This window comes from Oxalicibacterium sp. (genome assembly GCF_035565035.1).
Taxonomy (GTDB): domain Bacteria; phylum Pseudomonadota; class Gammaproteobacteria; order Burkholderiales; family Burkholderiaceae_D; genus Oxalicibacterium.
In genome coordinates this window covers 1-25,499 of sequence record NZ_DATMTD010000036.1, presented here as the reverse complement: position 1 = coordinate 25,499, position 25,499 = coordinate 1, and the positions used below count along the sequence as shown (strand labels likewise).

23 protein-coding genes are annotated in these 25,499 nt (G+C 57.8%); 12 read left to right on the top strand and 11 right to left on the bottom strand.

Going from position 1 to position 25,499, the window contains the following annotated elements:
* The first annotated feature begins 73 nt into the window (after window positions 1–73).
* Both feoB and VN114_RS03560 read left to right on the top strand, forming a co-directional pair.
* The gene (gene feoB / locus VN114_RS03565) at window positions 74–1,906 is read left to right on the top strand and encodes a ferrous iron transporter B (protein WP_325512064.1); all 1,833 of its coding nucleotides are present in this window, start codon (window positions 74–76) and stop codon (window positions 1,904–1,906) included.
* Window positions 1,903–2,214 (top strand): DUF6587 family protein, encoded by a 312-nt coding sequence (locus VN114_RS03560; RefSeq protein WP_325512062.1) that lies wholly within the window; start codon window positions 1,903–1,905, stop codon window positions 2,212–2,214. The genes feoB and VN114_RS03560 overlap by 4 nt, the downstream gene beginning before the upstream one ends.
* Window positions 2,215–2,297: 83 nt before the next feature.
* On the opposite strand, the gene VN114_RS03555 is transcribed toward VN114_RS03560, so the two are convergent.
* From VN114_RS03555 to VN114_RS03545, 3 genes are all read right to left on the bottom strand, one after another.
* A complete protein-coding gene (locus VN114_RS03555) occupies window positions 2,298–3,122 on the bottom strand; it encodes a serine hydrolase (RefSeq protein WP_325512060.1) in 825 nt (274 codons plus the stop codon).
* Between the two features lie 164 nt (window positions 3,123–3,286).
* A complete protein-coding gene (locus VN114_RS03550; RefSeq protein ID WP_325512059.1) occupies window positions 3,287–3,952 on the bottom strand; it encodes a sulfite oxidase-like oxidoreductase in 666 nt (221 codons plus the stop codon).
* Between the two features lie 8 nt (window positions 3,953–3,960).
* Entirely contained in the window at window positions 3,961–4,242 is a 282-nt protein-coding gene (locus VN114_RS03545; protein ID WP_325512057.1) for a hypothetical protein, read from the bottom strand.
* Window positions 4,243–4,382: 140 nt separating this feature from the next.
* On the opposite strand from VN114_RS03545, the gene VN114_RS03540 reads away from it, so the two are divergent.
* Entirely contained in the window at window positions 4,383–5,963 is a 1,581-nt protein-coding gene (locus tag VN114_RS03540; protein WP_325512055.1) for a glucan biosynthesis protein D, read from the top strand.
* A gap of 173 nt (window positions 5,964–6,136) precedes the next feature.
* On the top strand, window positions 6,137–6,838 hold the full coding sequence (locus VN114_RS03535) for an esterase (protein WP_325512053.1): 702 nt from the start codon (window positions 6,137–6,139) through the stop codon (window positions 6,836–6,838).
* 33 nt (window positions 6,839–6,871) lie between these two features.
* Here the strand turns inward: VN114_RS03535 and dmeF are convergent, their stop codons facing one another.
* On the bottom strand, window positions 6,872–7,819 hold the full coding sequence (gene dmeF / locus VN114_RS03530; RefSeq protein ID WP_325512051.1) for a CDF family Co(II)/Ni(II) efflux transporter DmeF: 948 nt from the start codon (window positions 7,817–7,819) through the stop codon (window positions 6,872–6,874).
* Between the two features lie 75 nt (window positions 7,820–7,894).
* Here dmeF and VN114_RS03525 point away from each other — a divergent pair, with 75 nt between their 5' ends.
* The 7 genes from VN114_RS03525 (at window position 7,895) to fusA (ending at window position 14,575) form a co-directional block, all read left to right on the top strand.
* Complete coding sequence (locus VN114_RS03525; RefSeq protein ID WP_325512049.1) at window positions 7,895–8,170, top strand: metal/formaldehyde-sensitive transcriptional repressor; 276 nt, start codon at window positions 7,895–7,897, stop codon at window positions 8,168–8,170.
* 49 nt (window positions 8,171–8,219) lie between these two features.
* A complete protein-coding gene (locus tag VN114_RS03520) occupies window positions 8,220–8,630 on the top strand; it encodes a hypothetical protein (RefSeq protein WP_325512047.1) in 411 nt (136 codons plus the stop codon).
* 96 nt (window positions 8,631–8,726) lie between these two features.
* Window positions 8,727–9,047 (top strand): hypothetical protein, encoded by a 321-nt coding sequence (locus VN114_RS03515; protein ID WP_325512045.1) that lies wholly within the window; start codon window positions 8,727–8,729, stop codon window positions 9,045–9,047.
* Window positions 9,044–10,468 carry a TolC family protein gene (locus VN114_RS03510; RefSeq protein WP_414694186.1) on the top strand — a complete coding sequence of 475 codons (1,425 nt, stop codon included), beginning with the start codon at window positions 9,044–9,046 and terminating at the stop codon, window positions 10,466–10,468. Before VN114_RS03515 ends, VN114_RS03510 begins: the two co-directional genes overlap by 4 nt.
* Before the next feature lie 13 nt (window positions 10,469–10,481).
* A complete protein-coding gene (locus VN114_RS03505; RefSeq protein WP_325512041.1) occupies window positions 10,482–11,759 on the top strand; it encodes a copper oxidase in 1,278 nt (425 codons plus the stop codon).
* Window positions 11,760–12,012: 253 nt separating this feature from the next.
* Window positions 12,013–12,279, top strand: a complete 267-nt coding sequence (locus VN114_RS03500) for a hypothetical protein (protein ID WP_325512039.1) — start codon at window positions 12,013–12,015, stop codon at window positions 12,277–12,279.
* A gap of 208 nt (window positions 12,280–12,487) precedes the next feature.
* Window positions 12,488–14,575, top strand: coding sequence for an elongation factor G (gene fusA / locus VN114_RS03495; protein ID WP_325512037.1), 2,088 nt, complete (start codon window positions 12,488–12,490; stop codon window positions 14,573–14,575).
* Window positions 14,576–14,644: 69 nt separating this feature from the next.
* Here fusA and VN114_RS03490 read toward each other — a convergent pair whose 3' ends face one another.
* The 7 genes from VN114_RS03490 to VN114_RS03460 all read right to left on the bottom strand — a co-directional run bounded on the left by VN114_RS03490 (window position 14,645) and on the right by VN114_RS03460 (window position 23,654).
* Window positions 14,645–15,850, bottom strand: a complete 1,206-nt coding sequence (locus tag VN114_RS03490) for a multidrug effflux MFS transporter (protein WP_325512036.1) — start codon at window positions 15,848–15,850, stop codon at window positions 14,645–14,647.
* Between the two features lie 157 nt (window positions 15,851–16,007).
* Window positions 16,008–18,203 carry a hybrid sensor histidine kinase/response regulator gene (locus tag VN114_RS03485; protein WP_325512034.1) on the bottom strand — a complete coding sequence of 732 codons (2,196 nt, stop codon included), beginning with the start codon at window positions 18,201–18,203 and terminating at the stop codon, window positions 16,008–16,010.
* 92 nt (window positions 18,204–18,295) lie between these two features.
* The gene (locus tag VN114_RS03480; protein ID WP_325512032.1) at window positions 18,296–19,969 is read right to left on the bottom strand and encodes a hypothetical protein; all 1,674 of its coding nucleotides are present in this window, start codon (window positions 19,967–19,969) and stop codon (window positions 18,296–18,298) included.
* 20 nt (window positions 19,970–19,989) lie between these two features.
* Window positions 19,990–21,411 carry a glycosyltransferase gene (locus VN114_RS03475; RefSeq protein WP_325512030.1) on the bottom strand — a complete coding sequence of 474 codons (1,422 nt, stop codon included), beginning with the start codon at window positions 21,409–21,411 and terminating at the stop codon, window positions 19,990–19,992.
* Window positions 21,408–22,451 carry a HEAT repeat domain-containing protein gene (locus VN114_RS03470; RefSeq protein WP_325512027.1) on the bottom strand — a complete coding sequence of 348 codons (1,044 nt, stop codon included), beginning with the start codon at window positions 22,449–22,451 and terminating at the stop codon, window positions 21,408–21,410. The genes VN114_RS03475 and VN114_RS03470 overlap by 4 nt, the downstream gene beginning before the upstream one ends.
* Window positions 22,432–23,265, bottom strand: coding sequence for a YaiO family outer membrane beta-barrel protein (locus VN114_RS03465; RefSeq protein ID WP_325512025.1), 834 nt, complete (start codon window positions 23,263–23,265; stop codon window positions 22,432–22,434). The genes VN114_RS03470 and VN114_RS03465 overlap by 20 nt, the downstream gene beginning before the upstream one ends.
* On the bottom strand, window positions 23,265–23,654 hold the full coding sequence (locus VN114_RS03460; protein ID WP_325512023.1) for a response regulator transcription factor: 390 nt from the start codon (window positions 23,652–23,654) through the stop codon (window positions 23,265–23,267). Before VN114_RS03460 ends, VN114_RS03465 begins: the two co-directional genes overlap by 1 nt.
* Window positions 23,655–23,825: 171 nt before the next feature.
* Here VN114_RS03460 and VN114_RS03455 point away from each other — a divergent pair.
* A partial coding sequence (locus tag VN114_RS03455) for a PAS domain S-box protein (protein WP_325512021.1) occupies window positions 23,826–25,499 on the top strand: 1,674 nt, incomplete at its 3' end.

The window sequence follows — 25,499 nt, the reverse complement described above, 5'->3', positions numbered from 1 at the left end:
ATGAGTCCCGCATAACAGCAGTCGGGAAAATTTCAGAGAACACATCTAGGCAACCTGAGAGAAGAATTCTTCAATGGCTATTTCACGTATCGCGCTGGTCGGCAATCCGAATTGCGGCAAGACCGCACTGTTCAATCAGTTGACGGGCAGCCGCCAGAAAGTTGCGAACTACGCCGGCGTGACCGTCGAACGCAAGGAAGGGCGCTTTACCGCACCATCCGGCCGCGTCTTCAAATTGCTCGACCTGCCGGGCGCCTACAGTCTGGACGCGGCAAGCCCGGATGAAGTCATCACGCGCGATATCTGCCTCGGCCGTGTCGCCGGTGAGGAATTGCCGGAACTGATCGTCTGTGTTGTCGATGCAACCAATCTGCGTCTGCACCTGCGCTTCGTGCTTGAAGTAAAACGACTTGGCCGTCCGATGGTACTGGCATTGAACATGATGGATGCGGCCCGCAAGCGCGGCATTCGCATCGATCGCGAAGAACTGCAGCGTCAGCTCGGCATGGAAGTCATCGAAACCGTGGCGATCCAGAGCGGCGGCACGAAGGCACTGGTCGAACACCTGGATCGCATCGAGACGCCGCCACCGGCCCGTGCGGATGAAGTCGATGCCGATATTCACGGCCAGGTGCGCCGGATTCTTGCGGCGACCGTGACAATGCCGCGTTCGACTTCGGCGATCGACGATGCGATGGATCGCTGGCTGCTGCATCCGGTGCTGGGGTTGATGATTCTGGCGGTCGTGATGTTCTTCATTTTCCAGGCAGTCTTTTCCTGGGCCGAGCCGATGATGGATGCCATCACGGCAGGCGTTACTGTCACGGGTGAATGGATCGGCGCAAACCTGCCGGATGGCTTGTTGCGCAGCCTCATCGTCGACGGCATCTTTGCCGGGCTTGGTGCAGTGCTGGTGTTCCTGCCGCAAATCCTGATCCTGTTCCTGTTCATTCTGGTGCTGGAAGAATCCGGCTACCTGCCGCGCGCAGCCTTCCTGCTCGATCGCGTGATGTTCAAGGCCGGCCTGACCGGACGTTCGTTCATTCCGCTGCTGTCCAGTTTTGCCTGTGCGATTCCAGGCATCATGGCCACGCGCAGCATTCAGGACCCGCGCGATCGGCTGACGACGATTCTGGTTGCGCCGTTGATGACGTGTTCGGCGCGGCTGCCGGTCTATACCTTGCTGATCGGCGCCTTCATTCCGAGCACCACGGTCTGGAACGTATTCAACCTGCAAGGCATCGTGTTGTTCGTGCTGTATGTCGCCGGCATCATCAGCGCACTGGCCGTCGCCTGGTTCATCAAGCGCATGCGCAAGGACAAGAGCGAGCACGCATTGCTGATGGAGTTGCCTTCGTATCGCATGCCGAGCGTGCGCAACATCGCAATCGGCCTGTGGGAACGCGCGCTGATCTTCCTGCGCCGCGTGACGACGATCATTCTGTCGCTGACCGTGCTGTTGTGGTTCCTCACCACATTCCCGGGACCACCGGAAGGGGCGACGTTGCCGGCCATCGATTACAGCGTGGCAGGACGTCTCGGCTACATGCTCGAACATGTGTTCGCGCCGATCGGCTTCAACTGGCAGATCTGCATCGCGCTGATCCCGGGCCTGGCAGCGCGCGAAGTTGCCGTGTCTGCATTGGGAACCGTGTATGCGATGTCAGGCAGCGAAGATGCGATCGCGGCGCAACTGGGAACCGTCATCGCAACGCAATGGTCGCTGGCGACCGCGCTGTCGCTGCTGGCATGGTACGTGTTTGCGCCGCAATGCCTGTCGACGCTGGCTGTGATCCGGCGCGAAACCAATTCGTGGCGTACAGTAGCGGTATCCGCCGGTTATCTGTTTGCGCTGGCGTATCTGGCTTCTTTCCTGACTTACCGGATTGCAAGGATGCTCACATGACTCTTTTCGATATCGTGCAAAACGCGATCATTGGTGCGATCGTGCTGATCAGCGCGGTGTATGTATTGCGTCGCTTGCTGCCGAAATGGACGCGTGCGCAGCAGACGACACTGGCTGCAGCATTCGATCAGCCGCAACGTCCGGCGTTGTTGCGCAGGCTGGGGCGGTTTCTGCAACCGGGTGAAAGTTCCGGAGGCGGTTGTGGCAGCGGCTGCAACACCTGTTCGACCTGCGAGTCGAATCCCGAAGCCGACAGCAATTCGGGCAATTCGAATATCAAGCCGCTGGAATTTCATCGGCATATCTGAAAAGGCAGCGGGATCACGATTCATTTCGTCATCCAAATAAAAAAGCCGGCAGGGTTGCCGGCTTTTTTATTTATCGCTTCCGGTTATTGCAGGTGCAGGCCTGCCATGACTTCCGTATTGTGCGAGCCGGTCAGCAGGCGGTGCAGCACGTTTGCATCGGCCGTACGATTGGCTGTCGCACGCGCGTTCAGCAAGACCATCACTGCATCGCGACCTGCAGCGCGTACGCGCATGACGATGCAGCGACCGGCTTCTTTCGTGAATCCGGTCTTGGAGAGCAGGATGTTCCAGTTCTTGTCACCGACCAGGCGATTGGTGTTGTGATAATGGCGCGGCGAACCGTCAACCTCGATCAGGTCTCCGCTCACGGTAGTGATACGTTCGATTTCCGGATAGCGTGCAGCAGCCATCGTCAACTTGGCCAGATCGCTGGCGGTCGACGTGTTGAATGGCGACAATCCGGTCGGTTCCTCGATGTTCGTGCGACGCAGATTCAATGCATAGGATTTGTTGCGAACGGCAACCAGAAAATTCTTCATGCCGCCTGGATAAGTGCGGGCCAGTGCGTGAGCGGCACGGTTGTCCGACGACATCAGTGCCAGTTCCAGCAGCGTATGACGCGGCAGCACAGCGCCAACCGGCACGCGCGATGAACTGAATTTCAGCGTATCGACATCTTCTTCGGTAATTTCAATGGGCTCTTGCATGTCGGGATGCGCATCGAGCACGACCATGGCGGTCATCAGCTTCGTCAGCGAAGCAATCGGCACGATATCGGTGGCGTTCTTTTCGAACAGGACCTGACCGGTCTGTTCATCGATGACGATTGCGTGCTTGGAGCCTAGCGGCGTGGCCGTAACCGGCAGCGCAACGGCGACGAGGAGGGCAAGGAAAAACGGCTTGATCATGATTGCTCAACTTAGTTTCCATCGAGCAGCGATGATAGCGTTGTTTCTTCATGGAAGGATGTGGTTATCCTGCAATGAAGAGACTATTTTTTGTAACCGATAACAGTTTGAAAACGGCTATGCAAGGAGGTGATAAGGGTGATAACGGTTTGTTTGCAAGAATGTCATTCATCGTTTGAATAACGTTGCTCCAGCCATGGATCGCCGCGGTTGTGATAGCCGCGCACTTCCCAGAAGCCGGGCGCATCCTGCGTGCGGAATTCGATCTTGTTGATCCATTTCGCACTTTTCCAGAAATACAAATGCGGAACGACAAGGCGTACCGGCCCGCCGTGCTCGCGCGCCAGCGGCTGGCCTGACCATGCGTGCACGAGCATGGCGCCTTCCGCTGCGAAATCCTCGAGCGTCAGGTTGGTCGTGTAGCCATCGGAAGAATGCAGCAGCACGAAGCGCGTGGCAGGCAAGGGCACGACGGATTCAAGCAGATCGATCGTTGATACGCCTTGCCATTGATTGTCGTAGCGCGACCAGCTGGTCACGCAATGGATGTCGGAAACGGAATTTGTCTGTGGCTGTGCCATCAGATCGGTCCAGCGCCAGATTGCCGGCCGTGCAATGGCACCGAATACCTGCAATTCCCATGCGCCGGGCACGATGTCCGGATGTTCGCCCAGGTCGAGCACCGGCCAGTCCGTCGTACGATGCTGCCCCGGCGGAAGACGCGTCGCATCTGCCAGCCTGGCGCGTGCGGGTTGACGGCCTTCACGCGCCCAGCGCTCCTTGCTTAAGGTGAGCTTGCTTGGTTCCGGTACCGGAACGTCATCGTCCATGACGCGGGTCAGCGATCATCCACGCGACGCGCGATTTCCATCTTGATCGGCAGGCTTGGATCCAGCGTGGCCGCGATCATCGCAAACATTTCGTGTGCATTTTCGAATCCATTCGTCTTCAGGTATTCGGCTTCTTTCATCAGATGCATTGCCAGCGTGCTGTCGCTGCTGCCGGTGCCTTTGAGGCTGCGGCCCAGATGGCGGCACAGCGAATGCATTTCGCTTTTGTTGATGGTTTCCGGTTGCGCTGCGTTCTCTGTGTTGGCGGTGTTAGCGGCGTTATCGCTCATGTGCTTCTCCTTGAATGGATGTGGAATGGTGCTTATTTTAACGCCCGATGCCGTTGCGTTGCATGTCCGAAATTGAACGTTATGTCTGCAAACTTGCCAAAGTTTGCAGATGACAACAATGATCGGGAGAAAAAGAAGCCATGCAACGACGTGACCTCCTCAAAGCTTCTGCCGCCCTCGGGCTGGCAGGTTTTTCTGCATCACCCTTGTATGCCGCCGCGACATCGTCCTCCATGAAAACCCTGGGCAAGGCTGCGGCCTTCGATTATGCGTGGCTCAAGGGACGGGCGCGTGCGCTGGCAGGCGAGTCGTTTCGTTCGCCGCCGGACAATGTTCCGCAAAAAGTCAGAAAGCTCGACTGGGATCAGTATCAGTCGATCTCCTATCGCAACGACCATGCGTTATGGGCCAATGACAAGTTGCGCTTTCGCGCCAAGTTTTTTCATCTCGGCATGTACGCGACTCAGTCGGTGAAAATCCATGAAGTGGAAAACGGACAGTCGCGCGAGCTGGCTTACGATCCGGCCATGTTCAATTACGGCAAAAGCGGATTGAAGGGTGCGGAGTTGCCGCGGGATCTGGGCTTTGCCGGATTTCGTGTGAATTTTCATACGGACTGGGTACGGGACGTGACGGCATTTCTGGGGGCAAGTTATTTCCGCGCGGTCGGCGGCGAATGGCAGTACGGATTATCCGCACGCGGATTGGCTATCAATTGCGGCATGGAGCGACCGGAAGAATTTCCCCGCTTCAGCGAATTCTGGCTGGAGCAGCCGGCACAACAGTCCGATGTGCTGACCGTGTATGCATTGCTCGACTCGCCAAGCGTGACCGGCGCCTATCGTTTTCTGATCAAGCCGGGCGCGGTGCTGACAATGGATGTCGATGCCGCGCTGTATCCGCGCAAGCCAATCGAGCGCATGGGCGTTGCACCGCTGACCAGCATGTTTCTCTATGCAGAAAACGATAAACGCATCAGCAACGACTGGCGTCCCGAAATTCACGATTCCGACGGGCTCGCTATGTGGACGGGTAACGGTGAATGGATCTGGCGACCGCTCGTCAATCCGGCGCACTTGCGTTTCAATGCCTATGCCGACAACAATCCGCGCGGCTTCGGCCTCATGCAGCGGGACCGGGATTTCGATCATTATCAGGACGATGGCGTGTTCTATGACAGGCGCCCGAGCCTCTGGGTAGAGCCGAAATCTGGCTGGGGCAAAGGCTCGATCCAGCTTGTCGAAATTCCAACCGTCGATGAAACCTTCGACAACATCGTCGCCTTCTGGAATCCCGAAGCGAAGCCGCAACCGGGACAGGAACTGCTGTTCGGCTACAAGCTGTACTGGGGTGCGAAAATTCCGGTCGCACCGAAACTCGGGACCGCGGTTGCCACGCGCACCGGCATTGGCGGCGTGATCGGCAAGCAGCGCACGTACTTCTCATGGCGCTTCGCGGTCGACTTTGCCGGCGGCGATCTCGGCTCGTTGAACAAGGATGTGAAAGTCGTGCCGGTGATTTCCGCGACGCATGGCGAGGTTGAGATCCCGTCGGCGCGTCCTCTGGATGAAATCAACGGATATCGTGCGATCTTCGATCTGAAAATCGCCGACGACGTCAAAGGCCCGATCGACTTGCGCCTGTATCTGGCGGCCGACGGCCGTGCCTTGACCGAAACATGGCTGTATCAATGGACGCCACCGGAGAAGCGCACGTTTTAAATGTGTTCCGGATGCATGCACTGAAGTGAATTGTGTGGCGCGATGGCCGGGCTGCGACGTCCGCTTCACTTATGGACACAGCCATCAGGGCGAAAATTTGCCATAATCGCGTGCTGGCTGCCGTCCGTCGATGTGCGCAGTCGGCTTCCATTACAACAAACAGACCAAACGCCATGTTCGATCCTTCCTTGATGGGCCGCCTTTCCTTTCGCCACATTGTGCCCAGCCTGCCGCCGCTGAATCCGGGGCGCAATCATCTCGGCATCGCGGAAGAGCGCGATGCCGTCTTGTACGTGCCGGCCAGCCTGCCGAAAAGCGGTCCGGTGCCAATGCTCGTCATGTTCCACGGTGCGGGCGGTTTTCCGGAGAAAGTGCTTCCTTTCCTGGAAGAACATGCAGAGCGCGAAGGATTTCTGCTGCTGGCGCCGCATTCGATGTTTCCGACATGGGACATCGTCATCGGTGGCAGCGGTCCTGACTTGCAGCGACTGGAACTGGCGTTGACCGCAGTCGGATCGCGTTATTTGCTCGACCCGACGCACCTGGGGTTTGCCGGCTTCTCCGATGGCGGCAGTTATTCGCTGTCGATCGGCATCACCAATGGCGATCTGGTCAGCCACGTGATCGTCTTCTCCGGCGGCTTCATGTCGGTTTTCATGCAGGAGGGCGCGCCGAAAGTTTTCATCGCGCATGGTTTGATCGATGAACAATTGCCGATCGAGACCAGCGGCCGAGCCAACGCGACGAAGCTCAAAGGCGCCGGTTACGACGTCGAGTATGTGGAATTCAACGGCAAGCATGCGATCCAGCCGCCGATCGTCAAGCTGGCGGTCGATTTCTTCCTGGACAAGCCGGCAGCAAGCGACGCGCAGTAATTTTAATTTCGGCCGCCGTTCGAAATCACCGCATCAGGGACGCGCAACACGCGTGATCTCGACAGTGACATGGGCCAGTTCTTCGTGGATCGCGAGTTGCTTGCGGAAGTAGGCCGGTGCCACATCTTCGGCGACTGCTAGACTCAGGATGCAGGCATATTTTTCCTTGCCGACGCGCCACACGTGCAGATCGCAAATCGTCGCGGCAATCGGACTGGCGGCGATGACATCCCGAATTTCCTCGACGACCGGCACGTTCATTTCGGCGTCGAGTAATACGCGGCTGCTGTCGCGAATTAATCCATACGCCCAGACCGACACCAGTATCGCCCCGACAAGTCCCATGACCGGGTCGAGCCAGGTGACGTTCCACAGCTTTCCGCCGAACAGGGCGACGATTGCCAATACCGATGTCGCGGCATCTGCCACTACATGCATGTAGGCGGCGCGCAGATTCAGGTCGTGATGGTGATGGCCGTGATTATGGCTGTGATCATGTCCATGATGGTGCTCATGATGATGTGCATGATCGTCCTTCAACAGATACGCGCAGGCCAGGTTGACCAGCAGGCCGACGAACGCAATCGCAATTGCCTCGTCATAGTGCACAGCGGCCGGTTCTAGCAGGCGTTCCATTGACTGGTAAAACATCAGGCCCGCAACCAGCATCAACAGTATCGCGCTGGTATAACCGCCGAGCACTTCCATCTTCCACGTGCCGAACGCAAAACGCGTGTCATGCGCATAACGCCGTGCCAGGACATATGCCAGCGCCGACAGGCCCAGCGCAACCGAATGCGAACTCATGTGCCAGCCGTCTGCCAGCAGCGCCATCGAATTGAACAGGTAACCGCCGATGATTTCCGCGATCATCATGATCGTTGTGAGCACCAGCGCCCAAAGCGTCTTTCTTTCTGCCAGCGGATTGCCGTGATTGAAGATGTGGTCGTGGACGAGGTCATTTTCCGTCGATAAGGCCATGTTGATTCCGTTTTCAAATATACTGTACCCCAGTATATTAACAGCAGATATCACTCAAGAACTCGAGGAGCGAAAATGGCCCATACAACCGGCGACAACAAGAAGGTGCTCGCGCGCGTACGTCGCATCAAGGGACAGGCACAGGCATTGGAAAAGGCATTGGAAGAGGGTGTCGATTGCAGTTCCATCCTGCAGCAAATTGCCGCCATTCGCGGTGCCGCCAACGGCTTGATGAGCGAAGTTCTGGAAAATCACATCCGGGAACACCTGGGCCCGGCTGACATTCCGGCCAGACAACGGCAGGCCGATCTGGAACAGGTGGTCGGCATACTGCGCTCCTATCTGAAATAGCACGCTGTCGCAAAAGCGCTGCGGCACCGCCGTGTTAAACTCGCAAACCATGAATCGACTTGTCAAGACAGCATTGTTGTGGCTTCTTGCGCTGGCATTGCCGGTGCAGGGATGGGCTGCGGCAACGCAATTGTCCTGCGCGCCGGTCATACATCAAGTCACGCAGGCCGGTGACATCGCAATGCACGCATCACATCACATGACTGAAGGTGAAGGGCACAGCATGCAGGCGGAAGATGCGCACTCCCATGCATCGACAAACTCCCCTGTGTCCAGGCATGTCGACATGAAATGCAGCGCCTGCGCGGCCTGCAACGTCGGCATGACCGCGTTGCCTTCGGTGCATGACTGGCCACTGTTGCCGGTCGGCTCGATTCCCGCCGTTGCTGCGCCTGCCGCAACCTTTCTCGCGTATATCCCTGACGGCATCAAGCGGCCGCCCAGATCCATTCTCGTCTAGTCGTTTTTCTGTTGCTCAGTATTTGATAGGCGTTCGTCCCGTTGCGGGCGGCGCATCGATCTGATCACGTCATCCGTCTTCACGAACGAGAACATCATGAAATCGATATTTCGCCTGTCGGCATGGCTGCCGGCTCTCCTTGCACTGGACGTGGCACATGCACAAACGCATGCGGACGATCCATCCGATCCCTCGATACATGCGCCGCTCCCGGTGTATCGCTCGGTATTCGACGGTTATCGCAGCGCGTCTGAACCGGTGCAGCCCGACGCTGCCGAAATGGCCGTCACACGCCATGAGCATGCAACGCATGCCGGCGTGCATCAGCAACAGGTCACGGAAATGCCTGGCGAGCATACGGGGCATTCAATGCCGATGCATTCATCGCATCACCATATGGAAGGGGTGGTGAAATGAAATCGGTTGCACTCCGTTATCGTAAAGTTTGCCTCCCATTGCTGCTTGTCCTTATGGTGTCGGGTTGCGCTTCTTTTTCCGAAGACGGCGGCGTGGATGCCGTTTCCGGAATGACGAAGCAACGCACTGGCCAGCCGTTGTACAAGATGTCGAACGAAGAAAACATGGCAAATGCGCAAATGGTGCGAGATTTATTGGGCAAGCCGTTGTCCGCAGACGATGCTGTGCATATCGCCTTGCTCAATAACCGTGGCCTGCAGGTTGCGCTTGCCGAGCTCGGCGTGGCAGAAGCCGATCTGGTGCAGGCGGGACGCTTGCGCAATCCGGGCATCTCGTTCGCTCGTTTGAGCGGAGGAGGCGAGACGGAAATCGATCGCGGCATTCTGTTCGATCTGGCCGGTTTGCTGACGATGCCGATGCGCAGCAAGATCGAGGGAAAGCGCTTCGAACAGGCCCAGCTGCAGGCAGCGACCGATGCGGTCAATCTGGTCGCCGACGTGAGACGTGCTTATTTCAATGCCGTCGCCGCGCAGCAAGGCGCTGAACTGATGACGCGTGCAAAAGATGCTGCGGAGGCGGGAGCGGAACTTGCGCAGCAGATGCGACAGGTTGGCAACTGGAACCGGCTGGATGCTGCACGCGAACAGATGTTCTATGCAGATACGGCAGCGCAACTTGCGCGCAGCCTGCATCAGGCAACTGCCGCACGAGAGCGGTTGATGCGTCTGCTGGGCCTCTGGCAAAGCGGCCAGACGTTCACATTACCCGAACGCCTGCCGGAAATGCCGTCGCAACCGGACGCGATGGATGAACTCGAAGCACAGGCCATGACGCAACGCCTCGATGTGCAAATGGCGAAGCGCAATACCGCGGCGACTGCCGATGCGCTGGGACTGACAAAAAGCACGCGCTTCATCAACGTGCTGGACGCCGGCTACATCAACAAAAGTGAAACAGGCAGCGCACGCAGCAACGGTTATGAGGTCAGCGTGGAGTTGCCGTTGTTCGACTGGGGCGCGGCCAGAACGCGCAAGGCTGAAGCGCTGTACATGCAGGCTGTTCATCGCACCGCCGAGACAGCCATTCGTGCCCGCTCCGAGGTACGCGAAGCCTATTCCGCCTACCGCACCGCTTACGATTTGGCGCGACATTACCGCGATGAAGTGGTGCCGCTACGAAAGCGCGTTTCAGGCGAGATGCTGCTGCGTTACAACGGCATGCTGGCCAGCGTATTCGATCTGCTGGCCGATGCACGACTGCAGATCGCGGCAGTCGATGCCTCCATCGCCGCCCAGCGTGATTACTGGCTGGCCGAGACGGATTTGCAGGCGGCAGTCAACGGCTCCGGCGGCTTCGCTGTCACAAGCTCAACGCTGTCAGGTACAGGCAGTCAATCCGCCGCCGCAGCGCAAACACATTGAAGAAGGATCGAACATGATTTCCCGCAGAAATTTTCTGGCCGGCGCAACAACGTTGATCGGTGCCGGCTTTGTCAGCAAGGCCGGCGCAGCATCGATTCCCGAAGCGCAGATCGTCAATCACGCCAACACAATACCGCCATCCGCGCCGGCAAACGGACGCCCATTCAATCCCGTGGTCACGTTGAACGGCTGGAGCGCACCGTGGCGGATGAAAAACGGCTGGAAGGAATTTCACCTGATCGCCGAACCGGTGATCCGCGAACTGGCACCCGGCATGAAAGCCACGCTCTGGGGGTATAACGGCTCCAGTCCCGGGCCGACGATCGAGGTGGTCGAAGGCGACAAGGTGCGGATTTTCGTCACCAACAAGCTGCCCGAACATACGACGATCCACTGGCACGGCCAGCGCCTGCCGAATGGCATGGATGGCGTCGGCGGCATCACGCAGCCGCAGATTCCGCCGGGCAAAACCTATGTTTACGAGTTCGAGGCAAAACGTCCCGGCACCTTCATGTATCACCCGCACGCCGATGAAGTGACGCAGATGGCGATGGGCATGATGGGATCGTGGATCACGCATCCGAAAGATCCGTCGCAATACAAGGTCGATCGCGATTTCGTGTTCTTGTTGAACGCGTACGACATCGAGCCGGGCAGCAGCACGCCGCGCATCAACACGATGCTCGACTTCAATCTGTGGACATGGAACAGCCGCGTTTTCCCGGGAATTGCGCCGCTGGTTTGCCGACAGGGCGATCGTGTGCGCATCCGTTGCGGCAACCTCAGCATGACGAATCATCCGGTTCACCTGCACGGGCATGAATTTGAAGTCACCGGCACCGACGGCGGCTGGGTCCCGCCGACGGCCCGCTGGCCGGAAGTCACCGCCGATGTGGCGGTGGGACAGATGCGTGCCATCGAATTCGACGCCACCGAACCCGGCGACTGGGCGTTTCACTGCCACAAGGGTCATCACACGATGAATGCGATGGGGCATTCCGTTCCCACCATGATCGGTGTAGATCAGCGCAAGGTGGTCGACAAGATCGTCCGCATCATCCCCGATTACATGGCGATGGGCGAGCACGGCATGGCCGACATGGGAGCGATGTCCATGCCGCTACCCGAAAACACCTTGCCGATGATGAGCGGAAGCGGTCCGTTTGGTGCAATCGAAATGGGTGGCATGTTTACGACGGTCAAGATTCGCAAGGATCAGAAAGCAGGGGATTACCGAGATCCGGGCTGGTATCGGCATCCGAAGGGAAGTGTGGCGTGGCAACTGAAATAAGCGTGCGCACCAAGCGGTAATTGAGGATGTTTTCAGGAAAAAGCCGATAAGGATAATTTACTTATCAAGTAAAACATCAGATATAAACGAATACTTATAATTCATTTAAATCAAAGGCTTATGAATTCAAATCTCATGCAACAGATTAAAAGTTTACATGCCTGATCGTCCTACGCCATGTCGCTTGTTTCTCCTATTCGAAATCGCATGACACATTGCTACGATGAGTCATCCATTCGACAAGGAGACGTCCATGAGTACCAGCACCCTCGATCCCGACAACGATTTCGAACCAGACCATGAATTGGGCGAAGGGCACGATATCAATGCACTCGGTCCGAGTGATTCGTCCGATAGCGGCAGCGACATGGCGGGCACGCCTGGTCGCGACGGCGATACGGATTCAACGGGAACCGGTGAACGCGCCGGCGTCGATCGCAGCGATTCGGACAAGTCGGCACGCGATGTGGATGTCGATCGCATCGAGCAGGAGTCCGGCCCGGACGATGTAGACGAATAGTCCGTTCCAGGAAGCGGCACATAGCGGCCCGCCAATCGGCGGGCTTTTTATTTGTCGGCGAATTCTTCCGCCATGGCATTACTTGAAAACACGATGCCCGTCGACATATAGTCGGCTTTCCATGTCGACGTCTTCAGACGGCGTTCCGAAAGAAGCATTAACATGGACTGCATTTCCAACCAGACGGGCTTTTCAAGAAAGGCACATCATGACCCGCAGAACCCCCATCGAGCGCTATCGCAACATCGGCATCAGCGCGCACATTGACGCCGGCAAAACCACGACGACCGAGCGTGTGCTTTTTTATACCGGGGTGAATCACAAGATCGGGGAAGTGCACGACGGTGCGGCGACGATGGACTGGATGGAGCAGGAACAGGAACGCGGCATCACCATCACGTCGGCAGCCACGACCGCATTCTGGAAAGGCATGGCCGGCAATTTTGCCGAGCATCGCATCAACATCATCGATACGCCGGGCCACGTCGATTTCACGATCGAAGTCGAGCGTTCGATGCGCGTGCTCGATGGCGCCGTCATGGTGTATGACGCCGTCGGCGGCGTGCAGCCACAGTCCGAAACCGTCTGGCGCCAAGCCAACAAATACGCGGTGCCGCGGCTCGCGTTCGTCAACAAGATGGACCGTGTCGGCGCGGATTTCCTGCGCGTATATCAACAGATCAAGGATCGCCTGAAGGGCAATCCGGTTCCGATCCAGTTGCCGGTCGGCGCCGAAGACCATTTCCAGGGCGTCATCGATCTGGTCAAGATGAAGACCATCATCTGGGACGATGCCAGCCAGGGCGTCAAGTTCGAGTACGGCGAGATTCCCGCCAACCTGAAGGAACAGGCGCAGGAATGGCACGACAGGATGGTCGAAGCCGCGGCGGAAGCCAGCGAAGCCTTGCTCGACAAGTATCTCGGCGGCACCGCGTTGTCCGAGGACGAAATCGTGCAGGCATTACGTCAGCGCACCGTCGCCGGCGAAATCGTGCCGATGCTGTGCGGCAGCGCGTTCAAGAACAAGGGTGTGCAGGCGCTGCTCGACGCCGTCATTCAATATCTGCCATCGCCGGTCGACGTGCCGGCGATCAAGGGGCATGGTGAAAACGACGAGGAAATCGAACGCCATCCGGCCGACAACGAGCCATTCTCGGCGCTCGCGTTCAAGATCATGACCGACCCGTTCGTCGGCCAGCTGACCTTTTTCCGTGTGTATTCCGGCGTGATCAATTCCGGCGACACCGTCTACAGCCCGCTCAAGGGCAGGAAGGAACGGCTGGGCCGCATCCTGCAGATGCACGCGAACGAGCGCAAGGAAATCAAGGAAGTCTACGCAGGCGACATCGCCGCCGCCGTCGGCCTGAAGGACGTGACAACCGGCGACACCTTGTCCGATCCGGAGCACGTGATCATTCTGGAACGCATGGTTTTCCCGGAGCCGGTGATTTCGCAAGCGGTCGAGCCGAAAACCAAGGCCGATCAGGAGAAGATGGGCATGGCGCTGAACCGTCTGGCGCAGGAAGATCCATCCTTCCGCGTGCATACCGACGAAGAGTCCGGCCAGACCATCATTTCCGGCATGGGCGAGTTGCATCTGGAAATCCTGGTCGATCGCATGAAACGTGAATTCAACGTCGAAGCCACGGTCGGCAAACCGCAGGTCGCCTACCGCGAAACCATCGGCAAGGCCGTGACCGATGTCGAAGGCAAGTTCGTCAAGCAATCCGGCGGACGCGGTCAGTACGGTCACGCCGTGCTGACATTGGAACCGGGCAAAGGCTATGAATTCGTCGATGCGATCAAGGGCGGCGTGATTCCGCGCGAATACATTCCTGCCGTCGACAAGGGTATTCAGGAAACGCTGAAGAACGGTGTGCTGGCCGGTTATCCGGTGGTAGACGTCAAGGTCACGCTGACCTTTGGCTCGTACCACGACGTCGATTCGAACGAAAACGCCTTCCGCATGGCAGGGTCGATGGCGTTCAAGGAAGGCATGCGCCGTGCCAATCCGGTCCTGCTCGAGCCAATGATGCACGTCGAGGTGGAAACGCCGGAAGACTTCATGGGCAATGTGATGGGCGATCTGTCGTCGCGCCGCGGCATGGTGCAAGGTACCGACGACATTGCAGGTGGCGGTGGCAAGCTGGTGCGTGCGGAAGTCCCGCTGGCCGAGATGTTCGGTTATTCGACGTCGCTACGTTCGCTGACGCAAGGCAGAGCCACCTACACGATGGAGTTCAAGCACTACGCGCCGGTGCCGAAACACATCCTCGACCAGGTCGCTACAAAATAGGGCAGAGCACTGAAAAGAAAAAGCCGCTGGTATTCAGCGGCTTTTTTGTTTCCCGGCTTCTTGTCGCAATCAGGACATCAGTTCCGGCGGATGATTCTTCACATGCCGCATCGTGACCGTCGAAATAATGAAAGCCACAATCGCACAACCAGAGATACCCATCACCATCGGCAACGCCGTGCCGTCGGCAAACGGACCGATGATCGCCATGACGACTGCACCGGTGACGAACTGCAACGTTCCCATCAACGCCGATGCGGTACCGGCAATTTCACCGTGTTCTTCCAGCGCCAGCACTGCCGTGGTCGGCACGACGAGACCGAGAAAACCATAACCGATGAACAGGAACGCCAGCATCACATCCAGTCGCGCGATGCCGGCCAGATTCACAAAAAGCAGGGCGGTCATCATCAGCGCAAAACCCGCCACCGCGAATTTCACCACCGCCACCAGCCCGAACCGCTTGCCCAACTGGCTGGTAAATTGCGATACGCCGATGAACGACGCCGCATTGGCCGAGAACGCAAAGCTGTATTCACGCGGGGTCAACCCGTAATGGTTGATCAGCACGAACGACGAATTCGCCAGATACGCAAAAAAGCTCGCCACGCCGAACGCACCGATGAAAACCAGCCCGAGAAAATGCAGATCGCGGCACAGGAACAGATACGCCTTCAACGCACTCATCACGCTGCTGCCGACGCGCTGATCCTTCGTCCGCGTTTCCGGCTGTCCGGTACTTAACAGGATCAACGCCAGCGCTGCCGCGATCGTCACCGCCCAGAACACGCTGCGCCAGCCGCTCCATTCAATCAGAAAGCTGCCGGCCAAAGGCGCCAGAATCGGCGACACGCTGAACACCAGCATCAGCAATGACATCAGCCGCGCCGCATCGTTGCCCGTATGCAGATCGCGCACGATTGCGCGCGGAATCACCATGCCGGCCGCCGCCCCCAGGCCTTGCAGGAAGCGCAGGATGATCAATACATGAATATTCGGCGCCAGCGCACAACCGACGCTGCACACGGCAAACAACGCCAGACCAAAATACAAAGGCGGCTTGCGACCGAACATGTCGGAAATCGGCCCGTACAACAATTGACCGATCCCCAGCGAAATGAAGAAAGCCATCAGGCTGGCCTGAACTGCACTCGTCGGCGCATCGAGGCTCGCGCCGATCGACGGCAAGGCCGGCAAATACATATCGATGGCGAACGGTCCGATGGCTGACAGCAGGCCGAGGACCAGCGCGTTTTTATAGAAGGAGGAGTTCATGGATCGGTCAAAAAAGGAGAGCGCGCATCTTAATGCAATCGGCTTGCGTCGCAGGTGACAACGAATTGACGGGATTTTCGAAGTCCATGCGTTCCTTCGGCTACCGATGTCGCGATCACATTGCAGCAAGGTCGCAGTGCCTGTCACCGACGAGACATCAGCCAAATACGGCTTTCAGACATTGTGCAAAGGCGTCCAGTTGCAACGGCTTGGTCAAATGACAATCGAAACCGGCCGCGGTCGCCTTGTCCTTGTCCTCTTGCAAGCCGTAACCCGTCAATGCGAACAGCTTGATGTTGCGCGTTGCAGGATCGTCCTTCAACCGGCGTGCGAGTTCATATCCGTCCATGCCGGGCAGGCCGATATCCAGAATGGCGATGTCGAACGGCATGTCCGTCGCGGCTTTCAATGCGTTTTCGCCGTTTGCCACGGCGACCACACGGTGCCCGAGTGCTTCCAGCAACATCGACAGCACTTCGCGCCCTTCGTCCAGGTCGTCGACCAGCAGAATCGAATAGTTCGGCGCAGCGTTACCGCTTTTTTTCATATCCGTAACGGAGGAACCATCTGTCGTGCGCGGCAAGCGGACCGTAAAGGTCGCGCCACGGCCTTCACCATCGCTCTTTGCCTGAATGGTGCCTCCGTGTAATTCAACCAGCTTGCGCACCAGAGACAGACCGATTCCCATGCCGCCCTTGGCGCGTGCAAGCGAGTTATCTCCCTGCACAAAGACATCGAAAATGCGCGGCAGCAGGTCAGGCGGGATGCCGATGCCGGAATCGGTGATGCGCAGGACGGCATCGTTGCCATCGTTCACAACCGCGATATCGATGTGGCTGCCGTTCGGTGCATATTTGATCGCGTTGTCGAGAAGGTTGGTGACGATCTGCTCGATGCGGGTCGCATCGGCTTTGACGCGGGCGGATTCTGTATGGATGGAAACCTGATAACCGTCCAGTGCCCCCGTCATGCCGGCAGTATCTGTACAACGCTGTACCAGCTGCCCCAGATCGACAACGGATTTTTCCAGCGTGACCTTGCCGTAGATGACGCGACTCAGGTCGAGCAGATCATCGATCACTGCACGCAGATGATCGCTCTGGCGGCGAATGACCGCCTTCGCGCGCTCCTGGTTGCTTCCCTGCATGTCGAGCAGCGAACTGGCGCTGCTGATCGCGTTCAGGGGATTGCGCAGTTCATGGCCAAGCATGGCCATGAACTCATCCTTGGCTCTGTTCTGCTCATCTGCAAGTTTGCGTGCCTGCTGCTCCGATGCGAGCAGCAATGTTTTTTCCTGCTCGACCGCGGCACGTTTCTTCTGTTCTTCGGACAACAGCGTGGACGCTTCCGTCAAGGCATGTTGCAGATGATCGATTTCCTCGATACCTGAAGGGGTGGCGGGAGGAACGGCCTCGTTTCGACCCAAGGCGCCAGCCGAATCGGCTGCGCGTTCAATGCCTTCGGCAAGCCGGCGTCCGATCCAGGCCGATGCACATACCGCCACCAGGATTGCCAGCAGCAGGCCGCCTGCGGCGATATAACCGGCTTTTTTGAATTCCGCATCGATATCCTGGACAGGCACGCCGACCGCAACCGTCCAGCCCGACAACGTGGAATGCACAATCGAATCGTAGACTTCAATGTTGTCGCGGATGACGTGCTTCATTTCCGTTTCACGTCCTGCCTTCACGGCGGCGACCGTCTTCGGAGAGGCGAGCTTGCCGACGAACTCTGCGGCGCGCTTGCTGCGCGCAATCGTCAGGCCGTCGCGATCGAAGATGCCGACAACCCAGTTGTCCGGAATATTCCGGTTGGCGAAAGCGGTATTGAAATACTCGGCGTAAAACGCCTGGGACAGGAGATAGCGTCTGCCGTCATCCAGATAGACAGGCATATCGACAAAAACGATATGGCGCTGGATTGTCTTGCCCCATACCAGGCCCGATACGTTCGGTACGCCGCCATCGAGAATATCCACGATCTTTTCCGGCGAAGGGCGGGCAGGCAACTGGGAGCCGAAGGGCACTCTGGTATTGATGATTTGCCGGCCGTTCTCGTCATACAGGACAACCCAGCCGCCTGCCGGGTCGGTGGCAAACCTTGCCTGGTCGTAGAATTTGCTCCAGCTGCCGCTTTTCAGCGAGTTCGACGTCGCGAGGACACGCAACGCCGATATGGAACTTTTTACTTCGCGATCGATGATCAACACGCAGGTTCGTGCCGTCTCGCGCATGCCGCGCAACGCGGCGCTTTTTAGTGCGTCGATCAGCCGATCTGCCGCAAATGCGGAGAAGATCACAAGCGGAACGAGGGCGACCGCGGCTAGCAGGCAAAGACGTGAGCGAAGTTTCATGAAACACTAAAGATGCGATCAGGCGGGTTGCAGGATTGTAGTTTTGTTTCAGGCCTGGTGTGAGATTGTTTGCGCGCGCTTTTGTTCTCGCATCATTTCAATTCATGCAGCGCCATGCCGCCAAAGGAGTCCCATGCGGAAAACCGCGCCTCAAGCATGGGAAGCAGGCTCACGAGTCCCGCAGAATTCCGGTTGAAGCTGGTGGCGGAACCGTCCAGCTCAGTCGAGGACGTGATCATGTAGGCGGATCCGTCCAGTGCGGCGTGCGGATCACGTGTCAAAACGGCAACCGTCGTTTCTCCCAGAGCCACGAACGACAGCTGGCCTTCCTTTGCCCGGGTGGAATGGCGGACCGTTTCCTTATCGACCGGCCCGGCTTCCAGCGCAATGCGCACGCGTTTCCCGAATTGTTTTCCCCAGTCGAGAAATGGCGCACCAAAGCGCAGAATGTCGTCCGCATTCGTTCGGTAATCCATCACGGTCAGACTTGTCACATTCGTTGCGACAGCCTGCATCAGCTTTTGCCTGTCTGCCCACCAGTAAGGTACAACCATGTCGATCGGAATAGTCCCCGCAGCGCGTTTCAATTGATCGACAAGGGCGATATACCGGTTGTTCCATTCCTCTTCGGCCAGATCGTATCCGGGCAACAGATAAGGCTCGACGTCGAACTGCACGCCGGCAAGGCGGGCGTCCGGATCGGCTCCTTCGTTGAAGGCGCGGTAGGCCGTAACGCGTTTGACGGCCGCTGCATGCTCGTCCGGCAAAACCATTCTGGCATCGCCGTCGACGGACCAGACCCGTATGTGGCGGGACGAAGCGAGGCGAATGAACGATGCAAGTTGGTCCGGATACTGCACGTCGCCGTCGCGAACCGGGATCGATATGAACAGCGTCCGGACAGCGTGGCGTTCCGCCAGATCAAGTACGGCGCGTGGCTCGTCCAGCCACGCTGAAGGGTTCCATATCCAGGTGGCACGGTCGGGTATCGGTCGCTGTTCCGGTTGCAGTTGCAGCGATTTCAGTGTGAGCGTTCCGGGCCCCTGCGGGCAGGCGATCGAGAAGGAACGCCATGTTTGCGGATCGAACTGGACGTCACCCATCCCGCGACGCCATGTCTGCATGTCTCGCGCGTCGAGCCTGCCGATGAGCGTGGAAGATTCTCGTGCGGCCTGGCCGGCATCCGATGCATGCAGCTCGAAAGCGGCCGTGGCGCTGCCTTGCAAGAGCAAATGAGCGTTGACACGCGGGATGTACCAGTCCTGCAGAAGTAGTACCCCTGCCGGTTTTTGTCCCGCAATGCATGTCACAACGAGTTTGTCCTCCTCCATCCGTGCCTGTACGCGCTCCTCGACACCGTAGGGGCGCAACGTCATGCGTGGCAGGAGATTCGCACCTAGCGGTATCGCACTGCGTACCGATCCGGTCGCAGGCGATACGGGTTCGACCGTGCTGATGGCAAATCCCTGCGCGGTAGCGCTTCCGGTTACCAGCATGCGGTCGGTCGCAATGTCGGCGATCTGCCGGTTGATCGGGCGGATTCCATCTATCGATGACAGCGGGAACGGCAATTGGCGGTACGAACATGCACCTGTCGGCCGCTGTTCGACAACGCCGATGCGCACGCTGCTACCGTCAGGCCTGGAGATCGTGGAAGAAAACCGACCGCTTGCGTCCGGCTCGGTTCCCGGAGCGCAGGCATACAGCCAGGCCGCGTGCGCTTGCATGGTCGTCATCAGCAGCAGTCCCAGAAAAATGGTGCGCATGGCCGTTTTCTCCTTGCGCATCATGGCTTCACATCCGGCGGCGTGTTTTGCCAGCCTTTGCGTTTCATCGCTCCCCAGCTTCCTTCATCGCGCATTGCCCATTTGAGCAATCCCTTCAGGCGCCAATAGGTGTTGATCTGTCGATAGCCGAAATTCTCCACGACGACAAACAATGCAAGCCACGCAAGATCGCGGCCGCGTGGATAAATATGGAATGACATCTCTTCCAGAAGCAGCCCCGAGGCGGAAAGCAGAATTCCCAAACCGATCGCGACAAACAGGAATGCGGAGAATGCCTGCCAGGAAACGATATCGGTAAAAAAGCCGACAATCATGAACAAATACCCGCCAAGCTCGATCAACGGACCTAGCCATTCGAACAGCATCATGAAAGGGAAGGCCAGCCAGCCCGGGACGCCGCCATTGCGGCTGAACATCAACCCCCAATTGCTGCTCAGGCTTTCGGACAGGCCTCGCTGCCACCGTACGCGCTGATTACGCAGCGTGCGAAAATCTTCCGGCGCCTCGGTCCAGCAAACCGGATCCGGCACGAACTCCACGCGATACGGCTGGCGGCGTTTGCGAAGCACGCGATGCATGCGCACCACCAGTTCCATGTCTTCGCCAATCGTATCGACACGATAGCCGCCGGCGGCGATCACCACATCCTTTTTGAAGAGACCGAACGCGCCGGAAATGATCAGCATGCCGTTGACTGCCGACCATCCCAAACGGCCGAAAAGAAAAGCGCGCAGGTATTCGACGATCTGGAACAGGGCAAGAGGGTTGCGCGGCAATCCGACGCGCGTCAGAAAACCGCCGCTGACTTCACAGCCGTTCGCAATTCTGACCGTGCCGCCTGTCGCGACAACGGTCGCATCGCGCATGAACGGCTTGGCGACGCGCTGCAGGCTGTCCCGCTGCAGCACGGAATCCGCATCAACGCCGCAAAAGAGCGGGAAGCGCGACGCGTTGATTCCTGCGTTGAGCGAATCCGCCTTGCCGCCGTTCTCCTTGTCGATCACACGTAAATTCGGGTAACGCGTCGAACGGTAGATAGTCCTGACGGTTTTGGTCGGCAACTGGATGCGATACGCTTCCGGAAACGGTTGCAGGCCGAATTCACGTTTCAATACGTCCAGCGTGGCATCCCGCGATCCGTCGTTGACGACGATGATTTCAAATTCGGAATAACTCAGTTGCAGCATTGACCGAACGGATGCGGCGATCGTGGCTTCCTCGTTGTATGCCGGCACCAGCAGGCTGATCGGAAGTTCGAGCCCGGAGTAAAGCTGCGGCAAATCAGCCAGAATGCGCTCCCGATTCTGGCGGGTGAGGGTAAAAATGGACAACAGATTGAGCACAATGTAGCCGCCGTTGAGCAAGACGAAATAGCACAAGACAAACCATGTGGTCAGTTCGGTGACGAGCGGCCAGTTCATTGCATTCCTCTTTCCGCAAGAACCTGCGTGACGATATCCCTTGCAAAACGGTCCGGCGCGGAAACAAGCGCACCTAGATCGTCGCGACTGACAAACGGCATGTCGACCAGCGTTTCGGCTGTACGGTAGCGCACCCACCATTCCTTGTCCTGCAGCAGCGGTTTGAGCCGTTCGATGTCGCTTCGATCGCCGATCTTCCCGATGGCCCTGACCGCATGCAGCCTTACTCGCCAGTTATCGCTGTGCAGGAATTTTCTCGCCTGAAGCAAAAGCAGCGGCGACGAAGCCAGGCGCAAGGCGGCGATGATGATGTTGATTTCATCCCGATTCATCAATGCCCGGATTTGCGTATCCGGAAGCTGAATGCGCAGGGATTCTGCCAGCCTCAAAAGACGCGGTATGTGTTGCGCATCGACCTTGCCCAGGCTTTCCGACAGAATGGCCGTGCAATCGAAGTCGGCTTCTTTCAGGATGTTCGCCAACTGGGACAATGGCAGATCGTCACGCACGAAAAATTCCGGTACCAGCGCGGGGGCCAGGGACGCGTCAGTCTGCAGAATCGCCCAAAAGGCATGTGACGAGATCGCGGCATCGCTGCTGTTCGCGTGCTGTCGCAGCGAAGGTAGGGCGGACTCCACACGCATGTGACCAAGCGCGAGGATGCCCAGTAATTGCTCGGCATCGTTGCCGCGATCCAGAAGGTGCGTCGCGATCCGGTCGCAATCCAGTCTGTAACCCAGGTCGTTCAGCGCCACGCGTGCTTCGCCCCGCAAGGAAGTCTGGAAATAAACCAGCAGTTTTAGAAAATCGAGTTCTTCATTTTTGCGAAGCGACGGCAGTGTGTCCGGCGGTTCGCCGATCAGCGTCGCGTTCAGGATGGGACGCCACTTTTCCACTGTTGCCTTCTCGAGCCGCTCTGCGCGACGCAATGCGACACGCAAGGCAATGATCGATATGCCGACAATTGCGGTCAGGAGCAGGGAGATCGCTCCCGCCCAGAGTGCAGCCGAAACGAAGCTGTCAGAAGTTGTATTGAACACCGATATCGATCCCGTTGCGTTCATACAGATCGCCCTGGCGCGTGTGGCCGATGGAATAGTTGAACGCCCAGTCCTTGTCCAGCCAGTGGCGGCCAATCAGCACCAGGGAACGCACACTTGTTAGTGTGACGTCAGTCCCGATGCTGGCGGCTTCCTTGCCGGCGGCTATCAGGATCGTGGCGGAATTCTTGTCGCCATAATAGTAGGCACCTCGCGCTTCCACTGCGTGTGCGGTTGTGCCGAAAGCGCGTGTAGGGCGCCAGCCGACGAGCCAGCTGTAGGAAGAAAAATAATGTTCCAGCATCAATACCCCTTGATTGACGCGGACATCGTCGTATCGTGTGCTCTTGCCACCGCCGTGCAGCAGCCAGGCGGGCGCGAATTCATATTGAAGCGTGCCGCCGAACGCGTTCTTTGCCAGGACGCGATGCGTCGGGCTGGTGTTGCCCTCTAGCGTCGCCGTCAATGCTGCATTGACCGGGAAGGAATACAGCGCGTTGATTTGCGTATCCGAGAGATCGAAGCGTTCCGTCTCGACCAGCGTGGCCTCAACGAGATGCCTGACACCCAGGTCGCGCCGGATACTTACCGCGCTGTCGGTCCAGTCCGGCGAATCGTTGCTCAGCCGCTCGCGCGCAGTGCGCACACCGATCGTCGTCCGGTCGTCGCTTGACAGTTCCTTGGCGGGGTTGGCGGCTTCCAGCATTGCGGGAGAGAAATCGCTGCCCAGATTGCCGGTATCGGCAATTGCAGGGAAGGGAAGCGCCGCGACCAAAGGCAGCGCTATGGCAATGGCAATGGAAAGATTTTTCATCAATTCAGAAAACGCCGCAGTCGCGCCAGCAGTTCATTGGGCTGGAAAGGCTTCAGGATGAAATCATTGGCGCCGGCATCAAGCGCGCGCACGATGTCCTGCTCCATCGTTTTTGCTGTAAGCATGATGATCGGGACCTTGTTCCAGTCCGCCTTCGCACGAATTGTCTTGACCAGCTCGAAACCGTCGATGTAAGGCAGCATGACGTCGAGCAGGACGAGGTGGGGCGGAACGACACTGTCGCGTATGGCGGTATCGGCCATGCGTCCGTCGGTCGCGGTTTCAACACGATATCCCTGGCGTTCGAGCATGAACTTCAGCAGGTGGGAAATGTGTTCATCATCCTCAACGACCAGGATGGACGGTATCGCTTCTTGTTGTGGCGTCATTTGGGCCTGTTGTCAGGTTAAGTCGCATTCACGACAAATCATCGCTACAAAATCGCATTTGCGCAATAGACAAGAGAATGGCGACGACGTTCCTTTTATGCAAAGCATGCACGATCTTCCGTACCCCTTGTGATACCCTCGTTCACCATTGCAGGATCTCTTCATCACGACATGAATATCCGAAATTACCTGTATAAACGAGGAGTGGGCTGGTATCTCGCCCTGGCATTCTCGGGCCTGTCCATCCTGCTGACGCTGGTTCTGGGCGAAGTCATCGGCGTCATCGTTTCCGATCGAATCAAATCCAATATCGGTAATGGATTGTCGCAATTGGCATTGCAGACCTCCGACAAACTGGACCGCGGAATGTTCGAACGTTTTCGCGAAGTCCACCTGATGGCGCAACGGCCCGACCTCATTTCGCCCGGCGTTCCTTCCAGGCAGAAACGCGCAGTGCTCGATGCGTTGCAGGATACCTATCCGTATTACGCCTGGATTGGCATGACGGATATCAACGGCAAGGTTCTGGCGTCGACAAAAGGCGTGCTGGAAGGAGGTGACGTCTCAAAGCGGGCGTGGCATGCAAACGCGATGAAGGGCGTCAATCTCGGCGACGTGCATAACGCCGTCCTGCTGTCCAAGATGCTGCCGCCGCAAGAAGATGGCGAACCGCTTCGCTTTATCGACATCGCTTTTCCATACTACGATTCCCATCGCAAGATGCTGGGTGTCATGGGGACGCACCTGTCGTGGCAATGGGCCCAGGACATCGAGCAATCCATTTTCGAACCCATCAAGCAAAGCCGGAATGTGGAGGCATTGATTCTGGCGCAGGATGGCACCGTGCTGCTCGGTCCGGATGCATTGGAAGGTGAAAAACTGGCGTTGCAAAGTATCGCCAACGCCACCGACTATCAATCGAGTTATGTCGTCGAACGCTGGCCGGACGGAAAACAATATCTTGTCGGCTATACGAAAAGCCGCGGATACGCCGTGTATCCCGGGCTGGGCTGGACCATTCTTGTCCGGCAGAGCCTGGATGAAGCTTTTTTACCGGTCAGAACCTTGCAGCGGCAGGTTCTCTGGACCGGTGCCGCACTGGCGCTGATTTTCTGTCTGCTCGGCCTGCTCGCATCGCGCAGGATTTCGGAGCCGCTCAAGGCCTTGGCCGACGCCGCCCGGCGCGTACGTGAAGGAGAATCCGCACTCATCCCCAAGGAAAACAGTTTTATCGAACTACGCGCATTGAGCAGCTCGCTGAATGCACTGATTACCAATCTTCTGGCAAAAGAAAACGATCTGCGTGATCTCAACCTCACGCTCGAAAAGCGTGTCGACCAGCGCACGGAAGAACTTCAGCAGGCGTTGATTGCCGTGCAGGCCAGCGAACGCCGTGTCCAGACAATTATCGAAGCGGCACAGGATGCCTACATCGCCGTCGATCCCCAGGGAAAGATAACTGGATGGAATACCCGTGCCGAGGCAATGTTTGGATGGACAAAGGACGACGCGATCGGAAAATCCCTGCATGAATTGATTCTTCCGGAGCGTTACCGGATGAGCTTCGTGAATGCCCTGAAGCGATACGAAGAAACAGGCGAAGCGCAATTCGTCAGTCAGCGCAGAGAAAGAATCGTTCTGAACCGGGCAGGGCAGGAATTCACTGTTGAAATGTCCGCGGGGATCGTCCACTGGGAAAACGGCTGGTTCTTTACCGCGTTTTTACATGATATTTCCGAGCGCAAGGAAATCGCACGGATGAAGGACGAGTTCATTTCCACGGTGTCGCACGAACTGCGGACGCCATTGACGTCGATACGTGCTTCACTTTCCATGCTGGCAGAA

What these genes read in the sequence shown, in the direction of transcription:
- VN114_RS03460 (WP_325512023.1), bottom strand. Translation starts at nt 23,654, where the DNA reads ATGACGCCACAACAAGAAGCGATACCGTCCATCCTGGTCGTTGAGGAT.
- feoB (WP_325512064.1), top strand. Translation starts at nt 74, where the DNA reads ATGGCTATTTCACGTATCGCGCTGGTCGGCAATCCGAATTGCGGCAAG.
- VN114_RS03515 (WP_325512045.1), top strand. Translation starts at nt 8,727, where the DNA reads ATGAAATCGATATTTCGCCTGTCGGCATGGCTGCCGGCTCTCCTTGCA.
- VN114_RS03485 (WP_325512034.1), bottom strand. Translation starts at nt 18,203, where the DNA reads ATGAAACTTCGCTCACGTCTTTGCCTGCTAGCCGCGGTCGCCCTCGTT.
- VN114_RS03545 (WP_325512057.1), bottom strand. Translation starts at nt 4,242, where the DNA reads ATGAGCGATAACGCCGCTAACACCGCCAACACAGAGAACGCAGCGCAA.
- dmeF (WP_325512051.1), bottom strand. Translation starts at nt 7,819, where the DNA reads ATGGCCTTATCGACGGAAAATGACCTCGTCCACGACCACATCTTCAAT.
- VN114_RS03500 (WP_325512039.1), top strand. Translation starts at nt 12,013, where the DNA reads ATGAGTACCAGCACCCTCGATCCCGACAACGATTTCGAACCAGACCAT.
- VN114_RS03490 (WP_325512036.1), bottom strand. Translation starts at nt 15,850, where the DNA reads ATGAACTCCTCCTTCTATAAAAACGCGCTGGTCCTCGGCCTGCTGTCA.
- VN114_RS03535 (WP_325512053.1), top strand. Translation starts at nt 6,137, where the DNA reads ATGTTCGATCCTTCCTTGATGGGCCGCCTTTCCTTTCGCCACATTGTG.
- VN114_RS03560 (WP_325512062.1), top strand. Translation starts at nt 1,903, where the DNA reads ATGACTCTTTTCGATATCGTGCAAAACGCGATCATTGGTGCGATCGTG.
- VN114_RS03525 (WP_325512049.1), top strand. Translation starts at nt 7,895, where the DNA reads ATGGCCCATACAACCGGCGACAACAAGAAGGTGCTCGCGCGCGTACGT.
- fusA (WP_325512037.1), top strand. Translation starts at nt 12,488, where the DNA reads ATGACCCGCAGAACCCCCATCGAGCGCTATCGCAACATCGGCATCAGC.
- VN114_RS03505 (WP_325512041.1), top strand. Translation starts at nt 10,482, where the DNA reads ATGATTTCCCGCAGAAATTTTCTGGCCGGCGCAACAACGTTGATCGGT.
- VN114_RS03520 (WP_325512047.1), top strand. Translation starts at nt 8,220, where the DNA reads ATGAATCGACTTGTCAAGACAGCATTGTTGTGGCTTCTTGCGCTGGCA.
- VN114_RS03465 (WP_325512025.1), bottom strand. Translation starts at nt 23,265, where the DNA reads ATGAAAAATCTTTCCATTGCCATTGCCATAGCGCTGCCTTTGGTCGCG.
- VN114_RS03550 (WP_325512059.1), bottom strand. Translation starts at nt 3,952, where the DNA reads ATGGACGATGACGTTCCGGTACCGGAACCAAGCAAGCTCACCTTAAGC.
- VN114_RS03540 (WP_325512055.1), top strand. Translation starts at nt 4,383, where the DNA reads ATGCAACGACGTGACCTCCTCAAAGCTTCTGCCGCCCTCGGGCTGGCA.
- VN114_RS03555 (WP_325512060.1), bottom strand. Translation starts at nt 3,122, where the DNA reads ATGATCAAGCCGTTTTTCCTTGCCCTCCTCGTCGCCGTTGCGCTGCCG.
- VN114_RS03480 (WP_325512032.1), bottom strand. Translation starts at nt 19,969, where the DNA reads ATGCGCACCATTTTTCTGGGACTGCTGCTGATGACGACCATGCAAGCG.
- VN114_RS03510 (WP_414694186.1), top strand. Translation starts at nt 9,044, where the DNA reads ATGAAATCGGTTGCACTCCGTTATCGTAAAGTTTGCCTCCCATTGCTG.
- VN114_RS03475 (WP_325512030.1), bottom strand. Translation starts at nt 21,411, where the DNA reads ATGAACTGGCCGCTCGTCACCGAACTGACCACATGGTTTGTCTTGTGC.